This window comes from Demequina litorisediminis (assembly GCF_030161615.1).
Classification (GTDB): Bacteria; Actinomycetota; Actinomycetes; order Actinomycetales; family Demequinaceae; genus Demequina; species Demequina litorisediminis.
Genome location: NZ_BSUN01000001.1, coordinates 2,279,813 through 2,296,645, shown reverse-complemented (window position 1 = coordinate 2,296,645; position 16,833 = coordinate 2,279,813). Strand labels below are relative to the sequence as shown.

The window sequence follows — 16,833 nt, the reverse complement described above, 5'->3', positions numbered from 1 at the left end:
GGCCCCGACGACCGGCTCTACGTGACGGAGGCTCATGGGCACCATCCACGCACTCACGTTCGACGAGGACTGGAACGTGGTGGAGGACGAGGTCATCGAGACCCTGGACGAGGGCCTGACGCTCGGCATCACCTACGATCCCGAGTCCACTCCGGACAACGTGATTTTGTGGATCTCGCATAGTTCGCCGCATGTGTACGGCGGGCAGATCAACTCGTCCGTCATCACCCGGCTCTCGGGCCCGAACCATTCGGTGCGAGAGGACATCATCACGGGCCTGCCACGCGCCAACGCGAACCACGCGATCAACGGCATCCACTTCGGCACCGACGGGCGGCTGTACATCGCGGTGGGGTCGAACACCGGCACGGGCGCCCCGCACGGCACCACGGGCGAGTTCGGCGACCGGCCCGAGCAGCCCTTGTCAGCGGCTCTGCTGGTGGCCGACGTGAAGTCGCCCACCTTCCAGGGCGAATGCGCCACGCCGCTGTACGAGTTCGGCATCCCCGAGGCGTGCGATGTCTCCGTGTTCTCGTCGGGCCTGCGCAACATGTACGACTTCACGGTTCACTCGAACGGCTACCTGTACGGCCCCAACAACGGGCTGGGAGTCGAGGGCACCGTGCCTCCGTCTGCCGAGGCGCCCTGCACGGGCCTCGCGGACCTCGAAACGGACAACCCCGGGGCGCAGGGCGACAGCCTGTACCTCCTCGAGGAGGGCAACTACTACGGACACCCGAACCCCTACCGTGATGAGTGCGTGTTCGGGGACGGGACGTTCCAGGGCGTTGATCCGCTGCCCAACTACACGCCTGCCATCTGGGACCTGGGGCTCAACCGGTCCGCGGACGGCATCATCGAGTACGACGGCGACGTGGCCTGTGGGGCGCTCGACGGCGACCTGCTGATCACCAACTACTCGGTGGGCGACTCGGTGACCCGAGTTCAGGCTCTCCGAGGATGGGCGCTCGGTGGTCCATGCCGACAACCTGGTCACCGGGTTCGACGACCCGCTGCCGATCGCCCAGGGACCGAATGGCGTGTTCTTCGTGGGCGAGTTTGGCGGCTCGCAGGTCACGACCGTCATCCCGCAGGGACCGGGGTGCTGGGAGAGCGCGGAGCCGCTGCCGGGCGCGAAGCTCGAGGCGGGAGGCGCCGCGATCGGCGACACCGCCTACGTGGTGGGCGGCAAGGACGACTCCGGCCCGTCCAACGAGGTGCTCGCGTACGACTCCGAGGCAGGCACCTGGACCGAGGTCGCCCCGCTGCCCGGCGAGGCGGTTGAGGCGCCGATGGTGGTGGCCTACGACGGCAAGGCTCTACGCCTTCGGCGGCCAGACGACCGCCACGGGTGGGGCCGTGAACAACGCCGCCGTGTACGACCCGTCCACGGATACCTGGACGGCGCTACCCGACATGCCGACGGCACGCGGCGGAGGCGGCGTCGCCGAACTTGGCGGCCTGCTCTACGTCGCGGGCGGCATGCTGGCCAGCGGCGTGTCCTCGGGTGCCGTGGAGCGGTTCGACCCGGCCACCGGCACGTGGGCCACGATGAACTCGCTCAACACCCCGCGCGACGCGTTCGCGATGGCGGCGACCAACAACAGGCTGTTCGTGTTCGGCGGTCGCACCACGAGCGGGGGCGGGGCGGCCGTAAATGCCCAGATGTCGAACACCGAGGTCTGGAACCTGTCCACCGGTAACTGGACGGTGGGCTCATCCCTCCCGACGGCACGACGCAACGCTTCGGTGGGCATGCTCCACGGCAAGGTGCAGGTCATCGGCGGTGAGAGCGCGCCGGGTGGTGGTGGCTACACGGTGGTGGAGGAATGGGATCCGCTGACGCTGACGTGGCGGACGCTGGCGCCGCTGCCGACGGGACGTCACGGGGCGGCCGCGGCGACCATCGGCGACACCATCCACCTCATGGGTGGAGGCATCACGGGTGGCGACTCGTTCACGAGCCTGCACTCCACATTCTGGTACGACCCGGCCGCCTAGACAGGTGTTCGAGGGCCGCTGAGGGGAAGCGCGCGCGGCGTGAGCGGAGGGGCTCGCGCCGCGCGTGCGGGTCTCGCGCGGCGCGGCCTCAGGCTTGCTCGGTGACGTCCGCCACGGTGGCGTCGAGCACCTCAACGAGGACGGCGGGATGGAGAGAGGCGGCGACGCCGTGCGCTCCCCCGCCGATCGACACCGGGCCCTCCCGCGAGACGACGAGGCGGTCGGCGATCACGGGCCACGGAGTTCCGGCGGGCGAGACGCGCGACCCGAACGGTGTGATGGTGCCCCGTTCGTATCCGGTGACGTCGCGCGCCACGTCCTTGTCGGGCATGGACAGGCGGCTCACGCCGAGGTGCTCGCGGAGTTTTGGCCAGGCGATCTGGCGATCGCCGGGGACGAGGACGAATAGGAAGTCGTCGTCGCCTCGGCGCACCACGAGGGTCTTGAGGATTTGGTACGGGTCGATGCCCCGGGCATCGGCCGCCTCTTGGAGGGAGCGCACGGGGCCGTGTTCGGTGACGTCGTAGTCGATGCCCAGGTCGGCGAGCGCACGCAGCGCGGGAGTGTCGCTCACCCGACGCCCGCGGTGAAGGAGCCACCGCCCTCGTGGGGCGAAGGGACGATGTCGATTGCGACGTAGGGCGCGATGTCACTCGCCCACCAACTCGACAGCGATGCCGTGGCAGAGGCAATCCAGCCGTCGGTGATGGCGACGTACACGAGGGCGAGCATGGCGGCGATGGCTGCCACCTTAAGTAGCACCGCGGCCAGCGAGACTCCGGCACGGGTATCGAAGTGCTCGAGCGGGGTCGCGTGGGCACCGGCAGCGTGCGCGGGGGCGGGGTGCTCGGCGTGCGCCTCGGCTTCGGCGACGTCGTCGAGCCACAGGTGCGGCGCGGTTGCGGCGGGTTCGGTAGCCGAGGCGCGAGCGGCCGATGTGTGCGCGGGGTTGCGCCCCACGCGACCTGGCCTGAGAGCGCCCAGTGAGAACTCGGGGACAGTCACGTTTCCTCCAAGGTGTGGGGACTGCGTGCCATCACCGTCAACTCTTCCAGTGCGCACGAGATTCCGCTGGGTCGGTTGCGAAATCGTGATGTATTTCTGGGGCCAGCGGTGGTGCCGGGCCCGTGGGCACTAATCCAGGCGGCTGTCCCCCGCTTCCAGTTCGGCGAACTTGGCGGCCATGGTGGGGTTGCCGCGGGTGAGTTTCTTGATGGTCAGGTCCTCGGCCTTGTCATTGGCGAGGCGCAAGTTGTTGGCGGACTTGTGCAGGGCCTGCTTGGTCTTCTCAAGGTCCTTGATGGCTTCGTCGATGCGCTTGACTGCCTCCTCGAAGCCGTCGGAAGCGAGGCGCCAGTTGCGGCCGAAACGATCCTTGAAGTCCTCGAGTTCGGTCTCGAAGTTGGTGATGTCGATGTTCTGGGCGCGCACGAGGGCGAGTTCCTGCTTGTAGGCCAACGCGCTTTGGGCGGCGTTGCGCAGCAAGGTGATGATGGGGATGAAGAACTGTGGGCGCACCACGTACATCTTGGGGTAGCGGTGGGAGACGTCGACGATGCCCGAGTTGTAGAGCCTCGTTCTCAGGTTCGAGGAGCGTGACGAGGACGGCGTACTCGCAGCCCTTCTCGTTGCGGTCCTTGTCGAGTTCCTTGAAGAAGTCCTCGTTCTTGTGCTTGGTGGCCGTGGTGTCGGACTCGTTCTTCATCTCGAACATGATGGAGACGATCTCGGTGCCCTGGGGGTCGGCCTCGCGGAAGATGTAGTCGCCCTTGGAACCGGTGGAGGCGTCGTTGTCCTTCTCGAAGTAGGCGTTCTGAAAGCCCATGGGACGCATGCGGTTGAACTCGTACTCGCAGTGCTGTTCGAGGGTTTCGCCGACCATTTTGGTGGACAGGCGCGCCTTCATGTCCTTGAGGCGCTCGATGGCGTCGTCGCGGTCCTTGATCTGAATCTCTCGCGCGGCGAGGCTCGGCGGCGTGCTTCTCCTTGAGGGCTGCCTCGGCGTGCGACTTCTCGAGCGCTGATTTCTCGAGCGAGTGCTGGAGCTCGGAGATCTGCGCGGACTGGGCGGCGGCGGCCTTCTGGAGTTCGGCGGCGAGTTTGGCCTCGGCCAGTTCGGCGGCCGATGCGCTCGTCACCTTTGCCTGCTCGACCTGGGCGGCGAGGGTGTCGCGCTCCTTCTCGACGGCCCTGAGGGCGTCGGCCACGGCGAGTTCCTGGCGGGTCCCGGAGGCCTCGAGCCTGCGACTTGAGGGCCTGGATCTCGGCGTCCTTCTCGGAGGCGACCTTCTGCGATGCGGCGGCGGCCTCGGAGGTGGCGAGGTCGACGGCTGCCTTCTTCTCGGCCGCGGCGAGGTGGAGGCGCTTCTCGAGTTCGGCATCGAACTCCTTGGTGCGGACCTGGTTCACGATGTCCGCGTAGCCCGCCTCGTCGACGGTGAAGGCCTTGCCGCAGTGCGGGCAGGTGATCTCGTGCATGCCTAGGCTCCTCCTCGTTGCCTGCGAGTGTAGGCGGGCGCGCCGACCGGGCGGCCCCGTCGGCTCATGTGCGGCCACGCAGTACGCGAGCACGACGCCGTGCAGGCGCGCGGCGCTGTGCCGGGCTACTCCCCCAGCGTGTTGCGGTCCAGCGCCCTGCCGGGCTCCTCCCGCGCCGCGTCGGGGTCCGCTGCGGTGGCGAGGCACTCCGGGGATTGGCGGAACGCCGATCCCGAGGAACGAGTAGACGCGGCTTTGGCGTGACCGCGTCGTGAGCACCCATCCCGTCCCAGTCACCCCCGGCGCCCATCGGGTCGCCATCAGGGGTGTCCCTCAGTCGGTCATCGTCAAGGTTGTCGACCCGCATCGACACGCATGCGTCACGGCTCACCAAGGGACACGCCCCGCCGCGCCGACTGGTGCTGCCTGGCGGCGGCTCTCCCAGCGGAACCTCGCGTTCCAGCGGAATCTCCGGTTCCAGTGGGTAGGCGTCGAAGAGTCGCCTGCCTCCGGGGCGCCGCCGACGGGTGGGATCGACCTCTGCGGGCGGCGTGAACCAGACCTCGCTCGCGGTGGCATGGATCTGCCATCCCGCGCGGTGCACGTCGTGATGGCACCGCACGCACAACATCACGCCGTTTGCCAGATCCGTCGCGCCTCCCCTAGCCCAGTGGACGATGTGGTGGGCGTCGCACCAGGACGGCGGCGCTCCGCACATGGCGCACCCACCGTCCCGCTCGACGAGTGCCGCCTTCTGCTCGGTGGTGAACAGCCTCGCCCGCACCCCCTGGTCAAGGACCTCCGACTTGCCGCCGAGGACCTGCGGGATCACACCCGCGGAGGCCGCCGTACGACGCAGCGCGCCAGCATCGAGGCTCGCCGCGTGGCCGTCGACGGATGCCCCACCAAGCCCCTCGCGCAGTTCCTTGAGCCCTGTCCGCACCACCAACGTCACGCCGGTCCGTGGCAAGACCGACACCTCACAGCCCAGGAGGTGGCGCGCGAAGTCACCCATCGCATCGGCCCTGACCTGTTCCGGGGTGCGCGCGTCGACGATGACGGACTCCCCCGCCTTCGCCGCGTCTTGCATGCGCTTTCGTAGGCGGAAGTTCTGGTTGACCATCGCCTGCATCGCGGCGACGAGCGGTGCGCCGTTTTCGGGGTCAAGGCGGCCGTTGATGGTGACCATGCCATCGGCCGACTCGCCGATGCGAAGGAAGCGCCGCTCGCGGCGCTCCTGTGCGAGAGCGTCGCGATGCTCGGCGTCGAGCCGCTCTTCGGTCCGGGTGACGAGCCCCGCGAGACGTTCGAGCCTCAGATAGCGCGCGGCGGAGACGAGGTCGCGTTCGGCGGCGGCGAGCGCGGACGCCCCGACCCGCTTGCCTACGCGGCGCAGCATCCGCGTGATCATCGTGGAAGCATCGACGCTGAGGCTCGCCCGCGTTCGCGGCGCGTGCGACCTCGGGGAACACGGGCATCGGCCGGTCGGAGGCGCCGTCGACGGCGGCCTCTCCACGCCCCACGTTTTCTGCGTCGCGCAGAGTCTCGCCGAGTTCGATGAGGCGGCTGGCATCGGCCGCGGAGGCGCCGGTCTGAGAGGAGACGAGACCACGTTCGTCCCCCTTGCCGCGGCGGCGCGCGAGACCCACCTGGCCCGCCTTTGCGCGAGACCGGGCAGCCTGCTCGGCGGCAACGACGGCCATCATGCGATCCGCGTCCTTGCGCACCGCTCCGACGGCGACCGCGAGTGCCACCAGATCGTCGTCGGGCATGGAACTGACCCCTGAGTGGGTGAGCGGTCGGCGATCAGACAGCGCGGAACGCACCCGTGCGTCCCAGTGCTCGGACGCATGGGCACTCGGACGGGCTCCCGGAGGAGCCGCCTGCGCCATGGTCTCGGTCATGAACCCATCACATCAGAGGGGTCTGACATTGCGGCGCGCGCGGAGACAGGTGCGCTAGCGTTTGCGCCAACGAAGGGGGTGCGGCGTGTTTGAACCGTTGATCGACAACTATTTCTCGGGCCCGGGCGTAGCGATGCTGCTGGTGGTGGCCGGCATCGTGTTCTGGGTGATGGTGGTGGTCTCGTTCTTCTCGATGGCGATCAACATCTCGAAGATGCGGCGCGAGCTCCGTGAGCCTTCACGAGGTGGTGCGCACCCAGACCGAGCCTGATGTACGAGCAGCGTCGCGCCGTGTCTGGCCCGCCGCAGGATCCCTACGAGCCCTCAGGGCCGCTCTCAGCGGACTGACGTCACTCGCGCTCACCAAACGGGTACCGCACCGCGACGAACGGCCACGCGTCGGCAAGCCAGCGCGGCACGAAAGCGGCCACTGCATCGGCCAACCCGGCCGGGGCATCGGCCACGACCCACCATGAGACGTCGGCGACGGGACCGCGCGCTTTCTCGGCCGAGTCCTCCGGCGGGTCGATGTAGACGCATCCGTAGATGCGCGTCTCGTCCGGGTCGAGGATCGCGTAGTTGAAGGACTCGTGCGTGACCATCTCACGGGCGTGGCGGTCAAGGTCGGCGCGGTCGGCTTCGGCGGTCATGTCCGCCGGCGGCCAGCCCCACGCGTCGCCGTACTTGGCCCACAGCATCGGCTGATTGCCCATGACGGCGACCATATCGATGTCCGTGTCCTCGGGGTGAATGGGGCGCAGGTGCGCTTGCTCATTCAGGGTGGCGCGCAGCGGGTGCGCGAAGTCCGCGGGGAGCCAGGAGGGGGTCATGGGGTCACGCTAGCGGTGGTGCGGCCGATGCCGTGACTGGCGTAGCAGCGCTACTCCCCAGGAACGGCCCGCCGTTGTCGCGGGGGCCGTCGGGCGCGCGGAACTCCAGGCGGCAGATGGCACGGATGGCACTGACAAGCCACTCGGCGATCATCTCGTCGTACTCTCCCTGCACGCCGCTGAACGCGACGACGAGCCCCTCGCGCACAATGCCGCCTGGCCACTTGATGTCGCCAGCGCGGTACAGGTGCGGCGAGTGGTCGCGCAGGCGCGAGGTGTCCATGCCGGTGCGCGCGGCGACGCGGGCCTTGGCGGTGGCCCACTCGACGAACTTCTCGGGGTCGTCGCCCAGGTAGGCGGTAAACAAGGGATCGGCCGATGCGTCGGCCGGGTCGAGCACGACGACGCCGCCCTTGTAGCCGTTGAGCAGGCCAACGTCGTGCCCACGCGCGATCGCGGGGGTGATGACGTCCCAGGCTTGGGCACAGATGGCGGGGTTGATGCCGGTGAACATGTGAGGGTCCTTCCGTAGCCGGTACGGTTCCAGAGCACGATCGCCTATCGACTGACCGGGCACTCTGGCTTCACGCTAGTGGCCGCTCGGCACAACGGAGCGCAAGAATTCCCGCGTCTCCGCGTCAGTCGAGTACAGCACCGTCCCGACCATCCCTCGGGTAAGCAACACCTTATAGATGTTGCGCACGTTGCGATCAAAGGCCTCATCGCTCACATTCTTGAGACTTTTGAACGAGGGATCCTTGTTGAACTCGCGCCGACTGACGAACCGTCCGTCCCGCGCGACAAGGTCGGGCCCCAGGATCACGCCATTCCAGTCGTACTCGAAGCCTTGAGCCGTGTACACGCAGCCCACTTGACCGAAGCCTCCGGGCTCCGTCGCCCACAATGCAGACGGCGGGATGTCACCGAGTTTCCGCTCGAGCTTCGAGTTCCAAGGGCGTCTCCACGAGCCGACGACGACATCTTCGATCGCCTGGCCGTTTCGTGCGTCAGACCACGGCCAGCAATACCCGGCTGTCATGCGCGCGCCGTAGCCTTGCGCTCGCGCCTGGTACATCCGCGCCTCGAGATCCTCGACCGCGTCGACGACTTCGACGGCAAACGTGTCTTCGTCGTTCCACCGGATGGGGGCATCGCCCGCAAGGCCCAGAAGTCTCAGCACCCAGTCGATATACGCCGCGCTGCCGCCGGCGCGGTACTGCGCGTTGAGGTCGATCTGCGTAACCGGTAGGCCCCTAAGAGCCGCATGCGCACGAATGTCTGCGACCGTACCGAGTTCGCCTGGCTTCACGACCTGGTGCTCGTCCAGAAGGAAGACCGGCACACGCGCCGCATCCATCAGTTCGTCAACCTGGGGACGAGCATCCTCCCGCAGCCGCTTTGGCGTGAATCGGTTGACCGACTTCTCGCGAATACGATGCGCTTCGTCGAGCACCAGCACGTCTAGGCCGTTCCGCTCAGCCTCCATGAAGCTGTTGAAGTACTTGAACAGTTCCTTGGTCGCCGGCGACCTATGTCCCGCCACCTGGCGCACCGTCTGTGTGAAGGAACGCGAGCCCGTCGCGTGAAGCGCGGTACGGCCCTGGCGCGCGAGCTCACCGAGGAGCGACAGCGCAATCACACTCTTTCCCGATCCGGGACCGCCCGTCACGATCACGACCTCTTTGGAGTCTGCGGAGCGTGCCGACTCAACGGCCCTCAAGACCAGTTCGTACGCCACACGCTGCTCGTCAAGGAGGACAAACTGCTCGCGGTCTCGAATCTCCGCCGCGGCAACCTTGAGGAGCCTGTTTGGAGGGCGCAATGGCCGACGATAGAAACGCGTCCGCAGCACGAGCACCACTTGCAGGAGCAAGTCTCGAACCGAGGAACTCCGCAAACTCGCCGCGCCGCTGCCCGGTGAACATTCTGCCGTCGCTACTTGGTGCCACGGACCAGAGGTCCGCGACGCCCTCGTCGCTAGCGTTGTGAAGGTATGCGGCGCCCACGAGCGCATCGGGCTTGCCTTCAAGTGCTCGGAGGAAGTCGCGGTAGTACCGCGTGTACGCGCCTACTTGCAGCGCAGGATGGAGCACAGGGTTGTAGGCGACGCCGTCGACATCGACCAGCGTTTCTGATTCCTCGTGTCTACGTGCACGCGTCCACTGCTTGAGTTCCACCACCACATACGACGGATCCCCGCTCGCCGGATGCACTCCAGCGAGGACCACGTCGGCTCGCTTGCTCGTCAACGGCAAGCGATGCTCGAGGAGCACGTCCACATCGCCCAGGCCTGCATCGTCGAGGACCGACGCCACCTGCGGGATGGAGTTTCGCCACGACTGACGCTCGCGAGCGCCAGGGATCCCGAGTCCGTGGAACAGGAACATGTCGGCAAGCGCATCCTCGACGACGGAGAAGTTGGACCGCGAGTACGCGGCGAGTGACCGGGCGCTTTGGCGCACGACCTCCATGGAGACCCCCTGGGCAGTACGAATACTGCGCGGGAGGCATATCCATGATGGAAGCCTGTCGGTGCGCTTACCTGGGGAACACTATCGCCCGGCGGTGACGCAATCTGTCGTCTCGTGGGAGAGTCGTCACGTGACAGAGACTTCTGATTCGCTCGCCGCGCTGACGGCAGAGATTCGAGAGTTCGCGCGGGAGCGGGATTGGGAGCAGTTCCACGATCCCAAATCATTGCTTCTGGCACTCGTGGGCGAGGTCGGTGAACTGGCTGAGGCTCTTTCAGTGGGTCCCGGCCGCTGACGCTGCCATAGTGTTTTCCGGTCCGGAACGAAAACAGCGAGCAAAGGACGAGATCGCCGACGTGCTCACATACCTCCTACGCCTGGCCGACGTCTTGGATATCGACATCGCAGAGGCCACTGTCTCAAAACTCGAGAACTCGCGCGTGCGATTCGCAACTGAGGCGGTACGAGGCATCGCGCCCAACAAATGACTCGGAACCTCGAGTGGTCCATCGTCCGGCGGCGCGACGGGCTCCGACGGTAGCCGATGACACTCGGTGCCAATGAATCCGTCGGCGCCAATACCCATGGTGAACCGCCCCGGGTTTCGTGGAGGCTCTGGTGTGTCCCGGGTTCGACGGAGTTCGGTTTATTGGAGTCTGATGCCTGAAACAGGGAGGCTCCGATGGGACGACCAGGCTATCCAAGTGAGTTTCGACGTCGAGTGCTCGACCTCGTTGCCAATGGCAGAGGTGTGGCCAGCGTCTCGCACGATCTCGAAGTCAGCGAGCAGACGATCTACAACTGGCTGCGCCAAGGTCGTATCGACCGGGGCATCGAGGCCGGCTTGACGACGGCGGAGAAGGACGAGATCACGTCCGCGAAGAGACGGATTGCGGAACTCGAAACTGAGCCTCGCAGTTGCTCGCCGCGCCGTAGATGTACTCAAGGAGCAGATTGACCCAAAAGGCGGCGCGCGGCGGTCGAGGTGATCGCCGCAGAGGGCCTGCCGGTTCAGGTCGCCTGCCGGGTGCTGGCCGTGTCCGAAGCAGGCTTCTACGAGGCCAGGAAGCGGGCACCATCGGAGCGGTCGATCCGGCACGCGCTGCTGACCGACCTCATCTCCGACATCCACCAGGACTGCCACGGTATCTACGGAGCTCGACGGGTTCATGCCGAGCTCACTATCGGACGCGGTATCGCGGTCGGACACGGGCAGGTCGAGCCTGCTGATGAAGCGCGCCGGCTTGCAGGGTGTGACGGGGCGCCGGAAGTGGCGCCGTGCCAAGCCTGACACGATCGCGACCGACCTGGTGGAACGCGACTTCACCCGCAACCTGCCCCAACCAGTTATGGGTGACCGATATCACCGAGCATCCCACCCGTGAGGGCAAGGTCTACTGCTGTGTGGTCCTGGACGCCTACTCACGCCGCGTCGTGGGCTGGTCGATCGACGCGTCACCCACGGCCACGCTGGTCACCAACGCCCTCGGCATGGCGATCGACACCAGGCTCGGCCGCGCGGGCGGCGCGGGCACGATCATCCACTCGGACAGAGGCGTGCAGTTCGGTTCCTGGGCCTTCACGCGCCGCGCCAAGGAGTCGGGGCTGCTGGCGTCGATGGGCAGCATCGGCGACTGCTACGACAACTCCATGATCGAGAGCCTTCTGGTCCCGCATGCAGGTCGAACTCCTCGACCGCAAGAAATGGAACACCCGCATCGAGCCTCAGCACCGCGATGTTCGAGTACCTCGAGATCTGGCACAACCGTCAGCGCCGCCACAGCCAACTTGGATGGCTGACCCCGATAGAATTCGAACGCAACAGCATCATCACCGTGGCATGAGAACTCCAGCCAGCCCGACTACGCGAAACCCGGGACACACCAGGGCCTCCACGAAACCCGAGGCGCATCAGAGTGCCACCGCGATCCTGGCCACCACCTCCCACGCCGAGACGAGCGTTGGCTTTGGGGGTGAAAGGAGCCCTTCGGCTGTGGCTATCCTGCTCGTAAGTCAAACATCCTGAGGGGGATCACGACATCTTGAAGCGTTCTGCTCTTGTACTTTCACTTGCTCTCGTGCTGTCGGCGTGTAGCGAAGATGTGCCTCCGACCATGCCTGACACCGTGGGCATGAAACTTGATGCCGCTCTGATTGAGATCGGCAACGCAGGGATCGACGGTGAACCCGAGGTCGAGGGCGGCGGTCTCTTCGGAGTGGTCGACGAGTCGAACTGGGTCGTGTGCGAACAGGTACCAGCCGCTGGGGAGCCCGGAGACTCGGTCCCGACGCTATCCGTTGAACGCGAGTGCGGGGACGAGTCCTCCGAAAGCCTCGACCCATCAGAAACCGAATCAGCAACGCCTGAGCCGTCGGTGAGCGCTTCGGCCTCAGATTCAGCGAAGCCCGTGGCGAGCGATGAGCCGAGCCCGCCGGCTGATGAGACGCAGGAATACTCCTACGCAGGTCCCGAGTACGAAATCGTGACCCTCGACTATTCACTGGCCTTGGCGAGATCGACCAGTATTGGGTTCTCATCGATCCTGTCGACACCGGCTCCGACGCATACCGCGAGGGCGTCAAGGCCATCATCACCGACATCGCTCACCAAGTCGCCAGTGACCACATCATCGTGCAAATCGTCAGTGACCCAGAGATCATTGAGGCTGAATCCAACTCGACCATCGCCGACTTCATGGAATCCCACGACGCTGACTACTTCAACGAGGTGATTCTCCCAAAGGAGGAGTCCCATTGGGTCGCGTGGTTCTCGGGCGGTATCGATGCAGATGAGCTCGTGCTCAGCGACGAGGATTCTGCGTTTGAGATCGTGTGGTGGCCCGCCGGCGGCACCTACGAACCCGAGCAATGGCAGCCCGAGGCCTGACCGAACGCGAGCCTACCCGCTCTCAGGTTTTCCGCAACGCGAGTGACATAGGTGGACGCGGATCTCCGACCACGTGCCCGCCATCGGCTAACTGGAGGCCCAGTCTCCAGGCTCCCCTCCCCCTGACGCACGCTCGGCGGCGTTTCCTGCGGCTCAGTGTCTTCGACCGGTTCCTGCTCCAAGTCTGCGTCGAAGTCGTACTCGGCGATTTCTTCCTCGGACATGCCAAGGTTCCGCGACTGGAGCGTGCGGTCCTCGATGGACTGATCGCGCGAACCCATGTAGCAGTCACGATTGCTCCCTCCACACGCACTGGAACTCACGCCGCGCGCCTACACACGCGCCAGTCACTCCCCCTCAGCCATCTCCAACCGCCCACTCTTCACGGCCTTGAGCAGCGCCTCGTGGTCGGCCTCTGTCTGGTCGGCATACGCTCGCGCGAACGTCGCCATTGCCTCGTCCACGTTGGCACCGCGACCCAGGTACCCGGCGATCATCGACGCCCCACTCGTGCGCGCATGTCCCTTCGCGAGTAGCCGTCCAGCGATGCCCGCGTAATTTGCCAGCGCCTTTGCCGAGATCCGGTCCAGCGACACCGAGCCCTTCATGTTTCTGAACTGGCGCACGTAGAACTGGCGCCCATCCACCGTGGTCCACCCCAGAAGCGGGTCGCTCACGGTCTGCAAGGCCTGCTGGTACTCGACCACGCGCTGGCCCTGGTGGCGGTGCCACGCGTCCTTGCCGTGCACGTGCTCCGCGATCACGGAGCGCCTCGCCTGCTTCAGCCTGCAGGAAGATCACATCCTTCTGGCTCGAGCCCTCGAGCAGCGCCACGTAGGCGCGCAGGCCCACGGAGCCCACGCCGACCACCTTGTGAGCCACATCGACCAACGTGTAGCCGCCCAGCATCCGGGCCCAGTGCGGGTCGAGGGTCCGCATGTACTCGTCGAGGCCCTCCGCGAGCGCGTCGGCCTCGGCATCGGGCAAGCGGGTAATCAGCGGCGGCTCCTCGACGATGCGCCTGGCGTCGCCGTCCTGCTTGGTGAAGCGCGGCAGGGCGCGGTCCGAGGTGCGCTTACGCGCCCGCTTGGCCGCCCGCGCCAGGCTCCTTGGACAGCGACGACTCCGTTCCATGCTTCTCGATGCTGCGCATATCGATGCGCTCGAACGACCGCGCAAAGAGCGGCTCCTGAGCCAGGTGGCGGAGTTCATCGCGGTACGCCCGCGCGCACGTGAGGACCGCATCGCGGCACTTGTCCTCCGAGGCGCCGGTCTCGCGTCCGGCAACCCATGTGCTCGCGACCAAGCGGCGCAGGTCCCACTCCCACGCGCCCGGGTGTGCCTCGTCAAAGTCGTTGAGGTCCAGCACCAGGTCGCGCTCGGGCGAGGCGTAGAAGCCCACGTTGCCCAGGTGCGCGTCACCACACACCACGGGAGTGATGCCGGTCGACGGCAAGCCGGCTACGTCATCGGCCATCACCACCGCCGATCCGCGCAGGAACCCATACGGTGAGGCCGCCATGCGCGCTACGCGCACCGGCACCAGCCCGGGGACTCGGCCCTCGTGGCTGCGCTCGATCAGGGCGATGGGGTCGCGGCTGTCGCTGTCGACTTTCCAGTCGCCGAGCGTCCGGCGCGGCACCTCCTTACGCAGCGAGCGGCCGATCTCGTAGCGCTCGGCGCGAGGCCGTGGGCGCTTGCGCAGCGACTCAAACACGCGCGGCTCGGCGTCGGCGTTGGCGCCCGCAAGCATGGGATGGCCCTCAGACACCTCGTTGACCACGCGCCACGTCCCCTCCGCCCTGCGCCGTCGGCGGGCAGGGCATCATCGTTGCACGTTCGCAGCGAAAAAACCGGCAGTCAGATATCTGAACTCACGACGTCGACTGTCCCGGCACGGCTGAGGCCCTACGCCGCCGAACCGTGCCCCACCGGCGCCTGCACCAGACGCTCCGCCACGAAGGGCGACGTCATCGCCCGCAACAGCGCCGAGTAGTCCACCCCGAACCTCACCTCGGTGCCCGCGGCCACCCGCCTGGGCGTCTCGAGGACCAGGTGGTCGCTGCTGGCGCCCAGCACGTGAAAGCCCACGGGCGGCGTCACGCCGTCGGGGTCCACGTCTTGGCGTCCCAGGGCGACGAGCGTTTGCACGATGGTGCCGCGCGAGCGCGTCGCGGCGACTTTCCCGAAGGCGCCCTGACCTCGCAGGCCCCACGCCTCAGTGGGCTTGTCGAGCGACTCGATCACGGGCGCGACCACGCAGAACGCGTCCCGGCGCAGCCCCTCGATCGGCGTGCGAGTCAGCGGGTCCATGCCTAGCAGGATCGCCTCGCCCAGCCGCAGGTCGTTGACGTTGCCGACGCTGCCGCGGCCGAGCGCCCAGCCCAGGTTCGCGGAGTTGCCGCCGCTCACGACGGGCGCACCCACGCCAAACCGTCCGCTGATGGCGGTCGCGAGCGCGGACAACTGCTTCATCTGATCGTCGCCGGGGATCACACCGCTGCGGCATGCGAGGTTGGTGCCGATGCCTGCCAACGACACGTGGCGCGTGCGCGAGATGCGCCGCGCCAGGTCGCCGATGTCGGCGACCATCACGCCCTCGCGCAGGTCACCGAGTTCGACCATGAGGACGATGCCGTGAGTCAGGGCACGCCGGCCCGCCGCCGCGGACAGTGCGTCGACGACATCGGCGTCCGACACCAGGCTCGACGCCGCCGTTGCAACCGCACGGTCCGCCCACTGCGGGGCGGGCGAGCGCAGCAGCGTCAGCGGCACGCGGATGCCCGCGTCTCGCAGCGCCTCGAGATTCTCGATGCGCGAGTCGCCGATCCGTGTCACTCCTCCACGGATCATCGCCTTGGCGACGTCGGGCGAGCCGAGCGTCGCCTTCGTCACGCCGGTGACCGCGATGCCGCGGCGCGCGAGGCGCTTCACCAGCACCCGTGCGTTGTGCTCGATCGCGCCGAGGTCGACCTCGATCCGCGGCGAGATCACGCGGTCGCCACGACGGGACCGGCCACGAGAGGCTGGTCCATCAACTCGGGGAACGCGTCGGTGACCATCGCGACCAATTCGCTCGGGTCCCTCCACAGCGGGTCGGTGACCGGCACGCCCAGGTTTGCCGCGTGGACGACGGCGGCCGTGTCCACCTCGGAGTCGGACATGCCCTCGTGGTTGATCGTCATTCCCACCACGCGGGTGCGGCCGAACATCTCGATCAGCGCGACTTCACTGCCGGCGGTCGGCATCGCGACCTCCGGGTAGTCGGACAGCACCTGGCGCGCTGGGGCGTGCTGCAGGATCACTCCGTGGGGCCGGGATGCACGTAGCACCACAGTCGAGCTCAAGTACGCGGGGTGGCTCAGCGCGCCCTGACCCTCGACCACGATCACCCGCGGCCTCTCGCCCTCCCACGCCGCCACGACTGCCCCCTCGAGCTCGCCGACCCCGAACTGCGCGGGGATAGCGTCGAGCGCCACGCCGTAGGCCGCGCCCTGCATGAGCCCGGTCTGTCCCGTCCCGACCATGACGGTGGGGATGCCCGCGGCGTTGAGCGCCTCGGTGAGGAGGGTGCAGGTAGTCCGCTTACCGATCGCGCCGTCGGTGCCCAGCACCGCGATGCGCACGCAGTCCACGGTCTCGATCGCGCCGTCGAACATCCGCAGGTCCTTGGTGGGGCGCGGTCGACGCACGTCGTGGAGCGTCACGCCCGCCACATCCGCCGCGAGCGCGATCTCCACGTCGTCGGCGAGGAACTCGTGCAATCCGGACACGATGTCGAGCCCCTCGTCGATCGCCTCGAGCACCGCGGCGCGGTCATCGTCGGACATCAGCCCGGACAGCGGCGCGAGGCCAAAGATGAACACGTCGGGTCGCGCAGGGGCGGCGAAGATGTGCGCGGGGTCCTGCGCGACGACGGCGAGCGCGGCGTTGAGCGTGGCGACCACCGGAATGCCGGCGTTCTCGCCGCCCAGGGCGACCCCGGCATCGGCCGTATCGCACGTGCTGTCGATCACGGCGACGATGCGGTAGCGCTCGCTCGAGCGCACCAGGCCGTTCGCGGTCTTGCCGTCGATGCGGGCGAAGTTGCCCTCGCAGTACACGACCGCCGTGGGCCTCGCGTCGACGCGCGTGGTCGCAGGCAGGTCAGAAACAGGTGAGGTGAAGCCAGACATGGGGAACGTCCTCGAGTCAGTGCTCAGAGGAGGCGACGGGATCGTTCCGGCCAGGAGGCCGGGTTCAACGAGTGGTCCCCACTAAGA

General features: G+C 67.2%; 21 protein-coding genes and 3 pseudogenes. 9 read left to right on the top strand and 15 right to left on the bottom strand.

The window, feature by feature from the left end; all coding sequences use genetic code 11:
* Positions 1-971: 971 nt before the first annotated feature.
* Together QQK48_RS22080 and QQK48_RS14105 are read left to right on the top strand one after the other, a co-directional pair.
* Positions 972-1,211, top strand: a pseudogene (locus tag QQK48_RS22080) (hypothetical protein); the annotation flags it as partial.
* Between the two features lie 70 nt (positions 1,212-1,281).
* Positions 1,282-2,001: a Kelch repeat-containing protein gene (locus QQK48_RS14105; RefSeq protein WP_284328878.1), complete on the top strand. Its 720-nt coding sequence runs from the start codon at positions 1,282-1,284 to the stop codon at positions 1,999-2,001.
* A gap of 88 nt (positions 2,002-2,089) precedes the next feature.
* Here QQK48_RS14105 and QQK48_RS14100 read toward each other — a convergent pair whose 3' ends face one another.
* From QQK48_RS14100 to QQK48_RS14075, 6 genes and pseudogenes are all read right to left on the bottom strand, one after another.
* On the bottom strand, positions 2,090-2,575 hold the full coding sequence (locus QQK48_RS14100; RefSeq protein ID WP_284328877.1) for an aminoacyl-tRNA deacylase: 486 nt from the start codon (positions 2,573-2,575) through the stop codon (positions 2,090-2,092).
* The gene (locus QQK48_RS14095; RefSeq protein ID WP_284328876.1) at positions 2,572-3,006 is read right to left on the bottom strand and encodes a hypothetical protein; all 435 of its coding nucleotides are present in this window, start codon (positions 3,004-3,006) and stop codon (positions 2,572-2,574) included. The genes QQK48_RS14100 and QQK48_RS14095 overlap by 4 nt, the downstream gene beginning before the upstream one ends.
* A gap of 129 nt (positions 3,007-3,135) precedes the next feature.
* Entirely contained in the window at positions 3,136-3,585 is a 450-nt protein-coding gene (locus tag QQK48_RS14090; RefSeq protein WP_284329409.1) for a DUF2130 domain-containing protein, read from the bottom strand.
* Between the two features lie 49 nt (positions 3,586-3,634).
* Positions 3,635-3,907, bottom strand: a pseudogene (locus QQK48_RS14085) (DUF2130 domain-containing protein); the annotation flags it as partial.
* The gene (locus tag QQK48_RS14080) at positions 3,904-4,479 is read right to left on the bottom strand and encodes a hypothetical protein (protein ID WP_284328875.1); all 576 of its coding nucleotides are present in this window, start codon (positions 4,477-4,479) and stop codon (positions 3,904-3,906) included. The pseudogene QQK48_RS14085 and the gene QQK48_RS14080, both read right to left, overlap by 4 nt.
* 64 nt (positions 4,480-4,543) lie before the next feature.
* Positions 4,544-5,878, bottom strand: a complete 1,335-nt coding sequence (locus QQK48_RS14075) for an HNH endonuclease signature motif containing protein (RefSeq protein WP_284328874.1) — start codon at positions 5,876-5,878, stop codon at positions 4,544-4,546.
* Between the two features lie 4 nt (positions 5,879-5,882).
* Between QQK48_RS14075 and QQK48_RS14070 the strand changes: the two genes are divergently transcribed.
* On the top strand, positions 5,883-6,266 hold the full coding sequence (locus QQK48_RS14070) for a hypothetical protein (protein WP_284328873.1): 384 nt from the start codon (positions 5,883-5,885) through the stop codon (positions 6,264-6,266).
* A 202-nt stretch (positions 6,267-6,468) separates the two neighbouring features.
* A complete protein-coding gene (locus tag QQK48_RS14065) occupies positions 6,469-6,654 on the top strand; it encodes a hypothetical protein (RefSeq protein ID WP_284328872.1) in 186 nt (61 codons plus the stop codon).
* A 79-nt stretch (positions 6,655-6,733) separates the two neighbouring features.
* Here QQK48_RS14065 and QQK48_RS14060 read toward each other — a convergent pair whose 3' ends face one another.
* The 4 genes from QQK48_RS14060 to QQK48_RS14045 all read right to left on the bottom strand — a co-directional run bounded on the left by QQK48_RS14060 (position 6,734) and on the right by QQK48_RS14045 (position 9,684).
* Positions 6,734-7,213 carry a GNAT family N-acetyltransferase gene (locus tag QQK48_RS14060; protein WP_284328871.1) on the bottom strand — a complete coding sequence of 160 codons (480 nt, stop codon included), beginning with the start codon at positions 7,211-7,213 and terminating at the stop codon, positions 6,734-6,736.
* Between the two features lie 4 nt (positions 7,214-7,217).
* On the bottom strand, positions 7,218-7,727 hold the full coding sequence (locus QQK48_RS14055) for a heme-degrading domain-containing protein (RefSeq protein WP_284328870.1): 510 nt from the start codon (positions 7,725-7,727) through the stop codon (positions 7,218-7,220).
* A gap of 75 nt (positions 7,728-7,802) precedes the next feature.
* A complete protein-coding gene (locus tag QQK48_RS14050; RefSeq protein WP_284328869.1) occupies positions 7,803-9,074 on the bottom strand; it encodes a DUF2075 domain-containing protein in 1,272 nt (423 codons plus the stop codon).
* Complete coding sequence (locus QQK48_RS14045; RefSeq protein ID WP_284328868.1) at positions 8,962-9,684, bottom strand: hypothetical protein; 723 nt, start codon at positions 9,682-9,684, stop codon at positions 8,962-8,964. The genes QQK48_RS14050 and QQK48_RS14045 overlap by 113 nt, the downstream gene beginning before the upstream one ends.
* Before the next feature lie 254 nt (positions 9,685-9,938).
* Here QQK48_RS14045 and QQK48_RS14040 point away from each other — a divergent pair, with 254 nt between their 5' ends.
* From QQK48_RS14040 to QQK48_RS14020, 5 genes are all read left to right on the top strand, one after another.
* Positions 9,939-10,172 carry a MazG-like family protein gene (locus QQK48_RS14040; RefSeq protein ID WP_284328867.1) on the top strand — a complete coding sequence of 78 codons (234 nt, stop codon included), beginning with the start codon at positions 9,939-9,941 and terminating at the stop codon, positions 10,170-10,172.
* 194 nt (positions 10,173-10,366) lie between these two features.
* On the top strand, positions 10,367-10,642 hold the full coding sequence (locus tag QQK48_RS14035) for a transposase (RefSeq protein WP_284328866.1): 276 nt from the start codon (positions 10,367-10,369) through the stop codon (positions 10,640-10,642).
* Positions 10,643-10,669: 27 nt separating this feature from the next.
* A complete protein-coding gene (locus QQK48_RS14030; protein ID WP_284328865.1) occupies positions 10,670-10,975 on the top strand; it encodes an IS3 family transposase in 306 nt (101 codons plus the stop codon).
* Positions 10,963-11,484: a DDE-type integrase/transposase/recombinase gene (locus QQK48_RS14025; RefSeq protein WP_284328864.1), complete on the top strand. Its 522-nt coding sequence runs from the start codon at positions 10,963-10,965 to the stop codon at positions 11,482-11,484. The genes QQK48_RS14030 and QQK48_RS14025 overlap by 13 nt, the downstream gene beginning before the upstream one ends.
* Positions 11,485-12,316: 832 nt before the next feature.
* On the top strand, positions 12,317-12,571 hold the full coding sequence (locus tag QQK48_RS14020) for a hypothetical protein (RefSeq protein WP_284328863.1): 255 nt from the start codon (positions 12,317-12,319) through the stop codon (positions 12,569-12,571).
* A gap of 347 nt (positions 12,572-12,918) precedes the next feature.
* On the opposite strand, the gene QQK48_RS14015 is transcribed toward QQK48_RS14020, so the two are convergent.
* The 5 genes and pseudogenes from QQK48_RS14015 to QQK48_RS14000 form a co-directional block, all read right to left on the bottom strand.
* Positions 12,919-13,335, bottom strand: a complete 417-nt coding sequence (locus QQK48_RS14015) for a DUF2252 family protein (RefSeq protein WP_284328862.1) — start codon at positions 13,333-13,335, stop codon at positions 12,919-12,921.
* 82 nt (positions 13,336-13,417) lie between these two features.
* A pseudogene (locus QQK48_RS22070) lies at positions 13,418-13,705 on the bottom strand (DUF2252 family protein); the annotation flags it as partial.
* Positions 13,647-14,342 (bottom strand): DUF2252 family protein, encoded by a 696-nt coding sequence (locus QQK48_RS14010; protein ID WP_284328861.1) that lies wholly within the window; start codon positions 14,340-14,342, stop codon positions 13,647-13,649. The pseudogene QQK48_RS22070 and the gene QQK48_RS14010, both read right to left, overlap by 59 nt.
* Positions 14,343-14,479: 137 nt before the next feature.
* Positions 14,480-15,565 (bottom strand): alanine/ornithine racemase family PLP-dependent enzyme, encoded by a 1,086-nt coding sequence (locus QQK48_RS14005; protein WP_284328860.1) that lies wholly within the window; start codon positions 15,563-15,565, stop codon positions 14,480-14,482.
* The gene (locus QQK48_RS14000) at positions 15,562-16,746 is read right to left on the bottom strand and encodes an N-acetyltransferase DgcN family protein (RefSeq protein ID WP_284328859.1); all 1,185 of its coding nucleotides are present in this window, start codon (positions 16,744-16,746) and stop codon (positions 15,562-15,564) included. The genes QQK48_RS14005 and QQK48_RS14000 overlap by 4 nt, the downstream gene beginning before the upstream one ends.
* Positions 16,747-16,833: the final 87 nt, after the last annotated feature.

What these genes read in the sequence shown, in the direction of transcription:
- QQK48_RS14080 (WP_284328875.1), bottom strand. Translation starts at nt 4,479, where the DNA reads ATGCACGAGATCACCTGCCCGCACTGCGGCAAGGCCTTCACCGTCGAC.
- QQK48_RS14075 (WP_284328874.1), bottom strand. Translation starts at nt 5,878, where the DNA reads ATGCTGCGCCGCGTAGGCAAGCGGGTCGGGGCGTCCGCGCTCGCCGCC.
- QQK48_RS14060 (WP_284328871.1), bottom strand. Translation starts at nt 7,213, where the DNA reads ATGACCCCCTCCTGGCTCCCCGCGGACTTCGCGCACCCGCTGCGCGCC.
- QQK48_RS14055 (WP_284328870.1), bottom strand. Translation starts at nt 7,727, where the DNA reads ATGTTCACCGGCATCAACCCCGCCATCTGTGCCCAAGCCTGGGACGTC.
- QQK48_RS14045 (WP_284328868.1), bottom strand. Translation starts at nt 9,684, where the DNA reads ATGGAGGTCGTGCGCCAAAGCGCCCGGTCACTCGCCGCGTACTCGCGG.
- QQK48_RS14035 (WP_284328866.1), top strand. Translation starts at nt 10,367, where the DNA reads ATGGGACGACCAGGCTATCCAAGTGAGTTTCGACGTCGAGTGCTCGAC.
- QQK48_RS14000 (WP_284328859.1), bottom strand. Translation starts at nt 16,746, where the DNA reads ATGTCTGGCTTCACCTCACCTGTTTCTGACCTGCCTGCGACCACGCGC.